The organism is Microbacterium sp. ZXX196, from assembly GCF_009709595.1.
Classification (GTDB): domain Bacteria; phylum Actinomycetota; class Actinomycetes; order Actinomycetales; family Microbacteriaceae; genus Microbacterium; species Microbacterium excoecariae.
This window is the reverse complement of record NZ_WMEE01000531.1, coordinates 1-234: the sequence shown is the minus strand read 5'-3', so window position 1 is coordinate 234 and position 234 is coordinate 1. Positions and strand designations below refer to the sequence as shown.

The 234-nt window shown below is 52.6% G+C and carries 1 protein-coding gene; it reads left to right on the top strand.

Going from position 1 to position 234, the window contains the following annotated elements; all coding sequences use genetic code 11:
- A partial coding sequence (locus GJQ66_RS16810) for a DUF2569 family protein (protein WP_155049724.1) occupies nucleotides 1-102 on the top strand: 102 nt, incomplete at its 5' end.
- Nucleotides 103-234 lie beyond the last annotated feature (132 nt).

Genomic DNA, 234 nt, shown 5'->3' with positions numbered 1-234 from the left:
TATGACGATGCACGCTCCCTCATTCGCGCGATCGTGGCTGGCTGTATCTGGATACCCTATTTCCGCATGTCTGAACGTGTAAAACGGACTTTTGTGCATTAATCAAAAAAACCGGATGCGGCATCAATGCCTTATCCGGGTATAGCCCGGGTACGCGAAGCGCACCCGGGACCAGATGCCGAACTTACGCGTCCGGGAACTCACGCATAAGACGTTCTACATCATCCACCATGT